Annotated in this window: 4 protein-coding genes; 3 read left to right on the plus strand and 1 reads right to left on the minus strand. The window is 73.2% G+C overall.

The annotated features are described in order from the left end of the window. Positions 1-27 precede the first annotated feature (27 nt). Positions 28-2,193 carry a hypothetical protein gene (locus tag I847_RS24960; RefSeq protein WP_231384293.1) on the minus strand — a complete coding sequence of 722 codons (2,166 nt, stop codon included), beginning with the start codon at positions 2,191-2,193 and terminating at the stop codon, positions 28-30. Positions 2,194-2,475: 282 nt separating this feature from the next. On the opposite strand from I847_RS24960, the gene I847_RS0119635 reads away from it, so the two are divergent. From I847_RS0119635 to I847_RS0119645, 3 genes are all read left to right on the plus strand, one after another. Further along, entirely contained in the window at positions 2,476-4,260 is a 1,785-nt protein-coding gene (locus I847_RS0119635) for a hypothetical protein (protein WP_034610950.1), read from the plus strand. Next, a complete protein-coding gene (locus I847_RS0119640; protein ID WP_028051064.1) occupies positions 4,257-5,252 on the plus strand; it encodes a hypothetical protein in 996 nt (331 codons plus the stop codon). Before I847_RS0119635 ends, I847_RS0119640 begins: the two co-directional genes overlap by 4 nt. A 64-nt stretch (positions 5,253-5,316) precedes the next feature. Next, complete coding sequence (locus I847_RS0119645; protein ID WP_028051065.1) at positions 5,317-6,258, plus strand: tetratricopeptide repeat protein; 942 nt, start codon at positions 5,317-5,319, stop codon at positions 6,256-6,258. The last annotated feature ends 634 nt before the right edge of the window (positions 6,259-6,892 follow it).

Consider the following 6,892-nt stretch of genomic DNA (forward strand, 5'->3'; position numbering starts at 1 on the left):
TGATCCGTGACGACGCGTCGGTGCGCTTCAGCGGGTCGGCGCGGTCGCGTCGTCCTTCCCGGCCTGCTCGTCGTGCGACTCGGGCTCGCCCGACTCCTCGACCTGCGCGTCAGGGGCCGCCGGGCCGGGCGCCGAGTCGTCGGACGGCCCACCCTGCGCAGGTACCCCGGGCGCGGCCGAAGGCGGAACCACGGCTGCCGCGGAGACCGGCGCCGGCCGCGACTTCGCGGGGCGGGCGGGCGGTCGAGCGGGCTTGGTCGACGGCTTGTCCGGAGCGCCCGTGCGCTGTTCCGAGCCCTTGGCCTCAGGAGCGGCCTTCTTCTGCTCCTGCTCGAACGCGGCCTCGGCCCGGGACGCCCTCTCGAGCGTGGCGCGGTCCGGGTTGTGCCCCAGCAGGTTGCGCAGCTCGTCGAGGTAGGACGTGATCGACTCGCGCTGCCGGTTCAGGTCCTCGACCTGGCGGGCCGCGGACGTCCGCTCACGCTCCGACTCGGTCATGGCGTCCGAGATCTGCTTCTCGGCGTGCTCGCGGGCCTCGGCGACCACGCGGTCGGCGTTCTTGCGCGCGTTGGAGAGCAGCTCCTTCGCGTGCGTCTCGGCGTCGGTCCGCACCTTGTCGCCCTGCGCGAGCGCCTTGGCCACCCGCTGCTCGGCCTCGGACGCGTGCGCCTCGGCGTCGCGCACGAGGCGCTCCGTGTCGGCTCGGGCCGTCTCGTGCCGCTCGGCGTCCTCACGCTCCGCCGCCTCCCGGCGCGAGGCGATCGACAGCTCGGCGTCCGCGAGCCGCTGCTCGGCAGAACGCACCAGCTCGTCGGCCGTCGTCCGGGCGGTGGCGGTGAGCTCTGTCGCGGCCCGACGGGCCTCCGTGAGTGCTCGCTCGACCTCGAGCCGCGTCCGTTCCCGAAGCTCGCTGGTCTCGCGGTCCGTCGACGACCGCAGCTCGGCGGTCTCCCGCGCGGTGACCTCGGTCAGCTCGGCGGCCTCGCGCGCGGTGACGTCGCGCAGGTGGCTGGTCTCCTGGGCGGCGCGCTCGCGCTGCTCGGTCGTCTCCCGCTCCGCGGTCGCCCGCAGGTCCGCGGCGTACCTCTCCGCATCACCTCGCAGTGCGACCACGGCCTGCTGGGCCTCCGCGCGGAAGGCCGTGACCTCGTCGGCTGCCGAGGCGCGCAACTCACTCGTCTCGCGCTCCGCCTGGGCCCGCACGAAGGCCGCGTACTGCTCGGCCTCGACCCGCAGCGCGGCGACCTCGGCGCTGACACGCTGCTGGAGCGCCGCGCCGTCGCGCTCGGCGCTGGCCCGCACGCCGTCCGCGTACTCCTGCGTCTGGACGCGCAGCGACGTGACCTCCTCGGCGGCCTGCTGACGCAGCGCGGCGACCTCGGCGGCGGCGTCGGAACGCTGCTGGGCGACGTACCGGTCGACCTCGGCGCGCTGCGCTGCGAGCTCGGTCTCGACGCGCTGCCGCAGCTCCGTGGTGTCGGCATCGGCACTCTGGCGCAGATCCTGCGCGTAGTGCTCCGCCTCCTCGCGCTGTGCCGTCGTCTCGGCCTCGCTGCGCGAACGCAGCTCGCTCGCGGTGCGCTCGGTGGCGATGCGCAGCTGGGTGGCCTCGTGCTCGACGCTCGCGCGCAGCGTGCCGAGCTCGCGCTCGAGCGAGCTGCGGCGCTCGCTCTCCTCGGTCGTGATCGCGCTCTGGATGCGCGCGGCCTCGCGCTCGGCGGAACCGACGAGCTCCTCGGCCCGGCGCTGCGCGGCCAGCAGGGTGCTCTCCGCCTCGGACGAGGCCGTCGCCTTGACCTCGTCGGCTTCCCGACGAGCGGTCGCGACGAGCTCGGCGACCTCGTTCTCCGCGCGGGCTCGCAGCTGTCCCGACGAGAGCTTCGCGCGGGCCAGGGCGTCGGCGGCCTGGGCGTTCGCCTGCGTCACGACGTCGGAGGACTGCTCTTCCGCGGAACGCAGCAGCTGCTCGATGCGTGAGCCGAGACCGGAGTAGGTGGGCCGCTCGGCCTCGCGAAGCTGACGGTGCGCCTCGGAGAGCTCCCCGGCGACCTGCATGGCCCGCCCGTCGAGCTGCTCGACCTGGGCGCGCGCATCGGCCAGAGCCTTCTCGAGATCGGAGACGCGGCTGTCGACGGCTTCGCGTTCGTATCCGCGGAAGTTGACGACGGGGAAGGGGGTCCGGGCGTCGGGCACGAGCGATCCTCCTGGGCACTGTGACTCCGTGGAGCCGCCTCGGTCGAGACGCTCGGTGACAACCGGAGCCCGGGCGCAACGATACCCGCGTTCACTCGTCCGTGGTCAGCCCCGACCGTCGCCATCAGCGCCTGGGCCGGGAGAACACCGCGGTTGCGCGTCCGGGCAGGGCTCGTTCCGCCTCCGTGCAGCGCCTGTCCGGCGTCCCGGGGAAACGTCCCGGTTCGGCCGTGACGTGCCACTCTGCCTATCCTGGGGCTTCTCGTCCCTGGAGGATCCTGCGTGGTGAAGCGACTGATCATCGCCGCCGTCGGCGTCGTCGGACTGGTCGTCATCGGTCTCGGCGTGGCCTCGGCGACGGTGTGGAGGGCTGACGACGTCCTTGTCGCCGGGACGGCGGGGGGCCCACACACGCTCGTCACGGCCCCCGGTGTCCTGGAGCTCGGCGGCGACCCCGTCACCGTCCACGTGACGGTTCCCGACAAGGGCACCGTCACGCTGGCGATCGGCCGCGACACGGACGTCGAGGGCTGGGTCGGCACGGAGGCGCACGGCCAGGTGACGGGTCTGCAGAGCTGGCACGAGCTGGCCGTCACCGGCGTGAAGGACACGACACCGACACCGGCGCCGTCGGCCAGCGCGAGCGCCAGCGCCAGCGCGAGTGCCGCCGCAGCCGCGGCGACGCCCACGCCGTCGCCCTCCAAGGCCGCTGCCGATGTCGCCACGGCCACCGACCCCGCCGGGTCGGACCTCTGGGTCGCCCAGGCGACCGGCAAGGGCTCCGCGACGCTCGAGTGGCCGCAGCAGGAAGGCCGCTGGAGCCTCATCGCGGTGAGCAGCGGCGCCTCCGCACCCCACCTCACGCTGGCCTGGCCGCGTGTCGTCACCACTCCGTGGCTCTGGCCGTCCGTCGTCATCGGGCTCCTGCTCGTCCTGCTGGCCGGCTGGCTGCTGTACCGGGACATCCGCCGGCACCGCCAGGGTCTCGACGAGGAGTGGCACCCGGTCACGACCGGCGCCGTCCCGACCGTGCTGTCCCAGGACATCGAGGCGATCCCCGTCCTGACCCGCCGTCAGCTGCGTGAAGCCGAAGCTGCTCGCAGTGCCCGCCCCGCACCGCGCACCGGTCAGGTCGCCGCGGTCTCGCCGCCGCTCGCCGACGAACAGGTCCGGACCGCGACGACGCCCGTCGACGCGCCGCCGCTCAGTCGTCGGGCGCTCCGGGGTGGCGTGTCCACGCAGACGTCACCGACCGGATCCGTACCGGCCGCCCCGGTCCCGGCTCCGGTCGCGACCGCGTCCGCCGGTGCGACTGCGTCCGCAGGGGCGTGGACGCCCGCGCCTCGTCCCGCGGAGTCGCCCGCCGGCGCCTCACCCTCGGCGCCGGCGACCAACGGTTCGGCGCCCAACGGTGCTCAGCCCGCCGGACCCGTGTCCGCTGGACCTGTCCCCGCCGGCCCTGTACCGGCTGGCCCGCACGGTACAGACGGCGCGCACGGTCGCCCGTCCTGGCTCAACGCCTCGGGCCACGCTGCCGCGGCACCCGCTCCGGCTCCGGGATCGGACGAGGTAGGACCGTCGTCGAGCAACGTGACGTCCCCTCCCGCTCCCGAAGGGTCCCGATCCGCGGTCGCTGCCTCGGGGGCCGCAGCCGCAGCCTCGGACCCCGATGGTCGTGGCGTCGGCTCCGCGTCGACCGGTTCCCGGACCCCCGCTCCGATCGGTGGCTCCGCCGCGGCCGGTGCGGTCGCACCCGGCGCTCGGCCCGCCGCGGGCGCCTCCCCGGCGGCTGCGTCGACACCGGGACCCCACCCCGCGACCGTGCGAGGTGCCACGGCCTGGGACGCGCGCACCGCACCGGTGCCCGGGGGATCGTCCGCCGAACCGCCCGACCCCCATGCAGGACGGCCCGCCTGGCTGGCGCCGACCTCCGCCGGCGTCGCGCCGGGCCCGTCGGCCGGCGGGTCGCGGGCAGACGCCTGGCGGCGCGCGTGGGGGCTGCCACCGACCGAGGACGAGGCGAACCCCGTGACCGACGCGACGGACGAGAAGGAGGACGGCCGATGAACCGCAGCATGCGCCGTCGGGCCGCACTCCTCGTCGGGATCGTCGTGGTCGGGCTTGCGGCGTGCGCGCCGGCGCTCCCGCAGCCCGAGCCCGCTCCTGTTCCCGCGGTCGCCCCGCCCGCGACGACGATCGCGCAGTCGGACAACGTCCTGACGGACCTGGGCGACGTCCTGAAGGCCGGTGACGCCGCGCTCGACCCGACGCTCCTGCCGCCCCGCGTCTCAGGCCCCGCGCTGGCCATCCGCTCGGCGGAGTACGTACGCGCCAAGGCGACCGCCAACACCAAGCCGCCGATCGCCATCCCGACCAAGGCCCAGGCGCTGATCCTTCCGCAGACCGACACGTGGCCGCGCACGCAGCTGGTGGTGACCGAGCAGCCCGACGACCTGCAAGCACCCCGCATCCTCGTGCTGCAGCAGACGAAGCCGCGCGACCAGTACCACCTGTGGGGCTGGGGACGGATGGGACCGAGCATCCCGATGCCTCCGACCGCCGCCCCGCAGACCGGCAGCGCGGTGCTGGCGCCGGACGCGACGGGTCTGGTGGCGACACCGACCGACACGCTCGTCCAGTACTGCGACGTCCTGACCAAGGGATCCGCTTCCCCCTACGCGGCAGCGTTCGCACCTGACGCCTTCCGGACGGGCGTCGAAGCGGCCCGCGCGTCGACGGTCAGCAGTGTCGGTGCGGCGGGTACGGCGACCGAGACCTACACCCCGGAGCCGGCACCGCTCACCACGCTGGCCACGGTGGACGGCGGCGCGATCGTCGTGGGCCAGCTGACGACCGTCTCGACGGTCCTGCTCACGCCGGGCGGCACCATCAAGCTCGACCCGTTCTACGCTGCGCTCACCGGCAAGGACACCGCCGCGAGCAGCTTCGTGCGCACGTTCACCGACGTCGTGATCATCTACGTCCCGCCGGCGGGGAGCACCGCTCTCATGCAGGTCCTCGCCGCCGAGCATGCCGTCACCGCCGTGACCGCGGACTGAGTTTCGGGCAGTCTGTCCCCAGGACCTGAACCACACCCGACCTCGCACGAAGGACTCACCTCGCATGTCCCAGCCCACCGGACCCCGCCCACGGCTCGACGCACGCGGTGCGGTCGACCTCTCCTCGCTCGCCCGCCCCGCGACGCCACCCCCGGGTTCGCCCGGCGGCCTGCCTGCCCCCGGCGCCTTCGTCGTGGACGTCGACCAGGCAACCTTCCCGTCGCTGGTGCAGAGCTCCACGACCCATCCGGTCGTCGTGGTGCTCTGGGCAGCCTGGAGCGAGGTCAGCACGGCGGTCGCCGCGGACCTTGCCGCGCTCGCCGACGAGGACGGTGGACGTTGGCTCCTCGCCCGCATCGACGCCGAGGCCAACCCGCAGATCGCGCAGGCCTTCCAGGCGCAGTCGGTGCCGACGGTCGTCGCGGTGCTCGCGGGCCAGCCCTTGCCGCTCTTCCAGGGCGCTTACCCGCGCGACCAGGTCCGGGCGGTGCTCGACCAGGTGCTGGCCGCCGCGGAAGCGAACGGGATCACGGCGCTCGTCACCCCGACGGGTCCGGACGCGGAGGCTCCCGGAGCGGAGCAGGAGCCGGAGCTGCCGCCGCTGCACCAGGCTGCTTACGACGCCATCGAGCGCGACGACCTCGATGCCGCTCGCGCGGCCTACGAGCAGGCGATCGCCGAGGATCCGCGCGACGCGCTCGCGCGGGCCGGCCTCGCCCAGGTGGGACTGCTCGACCGCACGCGCGACGCCGACCTCCAGGCGGCGCGGACGGCCGCCGCCGGGGACCCCCAGGACGTCGACGCGCAGCTGGCGGTCGCGGACCTGGACATCCTCGGTGGCAACGTCGAGGACGCGTTCGGCCGACTCATCGACGTGCTCCGGACCACGTTCGGTCCCGACCGGGAACGTGTCCGCCTGCGACTCGTGGACCTCTTCGAGGTCATCGGCGGCGACGACCCCCGCGTGGTCGCAGCTCGACGAGCCATGGCAAGCGCGCTCTACTGACGCGTCGGCGCAGGTCAGGCCCTTGTCAGGTGTGGTGACCGGGGTCACCCGGCCCGGATTTGCCCGCGGGGCCGCTCTGCACGTACTGTTCTCGATGTCGCCCGGCAGGGAGGAACGGACACCGAGGATTGGACCTCGATGGCTGGTCCCCCGGGTAGACACCCCCGGAAGTTCCGACCGGCGATCATGTCGCCGGTCATCTGGAGCGTCCGGCTGGAGCTAGGCTCCTCATCCCGACGACTTCCGCTCAGATCAACACTGAGACGAAGTTTGACGGGGAGGTTCAACTCCGCTAAGTTAGAACGGTTGCCTCCGGACAGGTTGAAGGACCTGAATGGATGCGCGTCTGTTCCTTGAGAACTCAACAGTGTGCCAAATAGTCGATGCCATATGGCTCGTCTGCTGAGGTGTTTCTTGCCCGATGGGGGGGGGGGGCTGAGGTGGGTGGGTCTTGGTTGAGATGGGTGTCGTTCTTCTACCTCCGTGGAAGGCGATGCCGCATACAGCCGAATCTGATTGGCTTGCCGGGTTGAACCGGTGGAGCCGTTTCGTTTTGTCGGTTGCCTTGCTGCTTCGGTGGTGGGGTGCCAGTTGACATTTACGGAGAGTTTGATTCTGGCTCAGGACGAACGCT

The organism is Cellulomonas sp. URHD0024, from assembly GCF_000426185.1.
Lineage (GTDB): Bacteria > Actinomycetota > Actinomycetes > Actinomycetales > Cellulomonadaceae > Cellulomonas.

What these genes read in the sequence shown, in the direction of transcription:
- I847_RS0119640 (WP_028051064.1), top strand. Translation starts at nt 4,257, where the DNA reads ATGAACCGCAGCATGCGCCGTCGGGCCGCACTCCTCGTCGGGATCGTC.
- I847_RS0119645 (WP_028051065.1), top strand. Translation starts at nt 5,317, where the DNA reads ATGTCCCAGCCCACCGGACCCCGCCCACGGCTCGACGCACGCGGTGCG.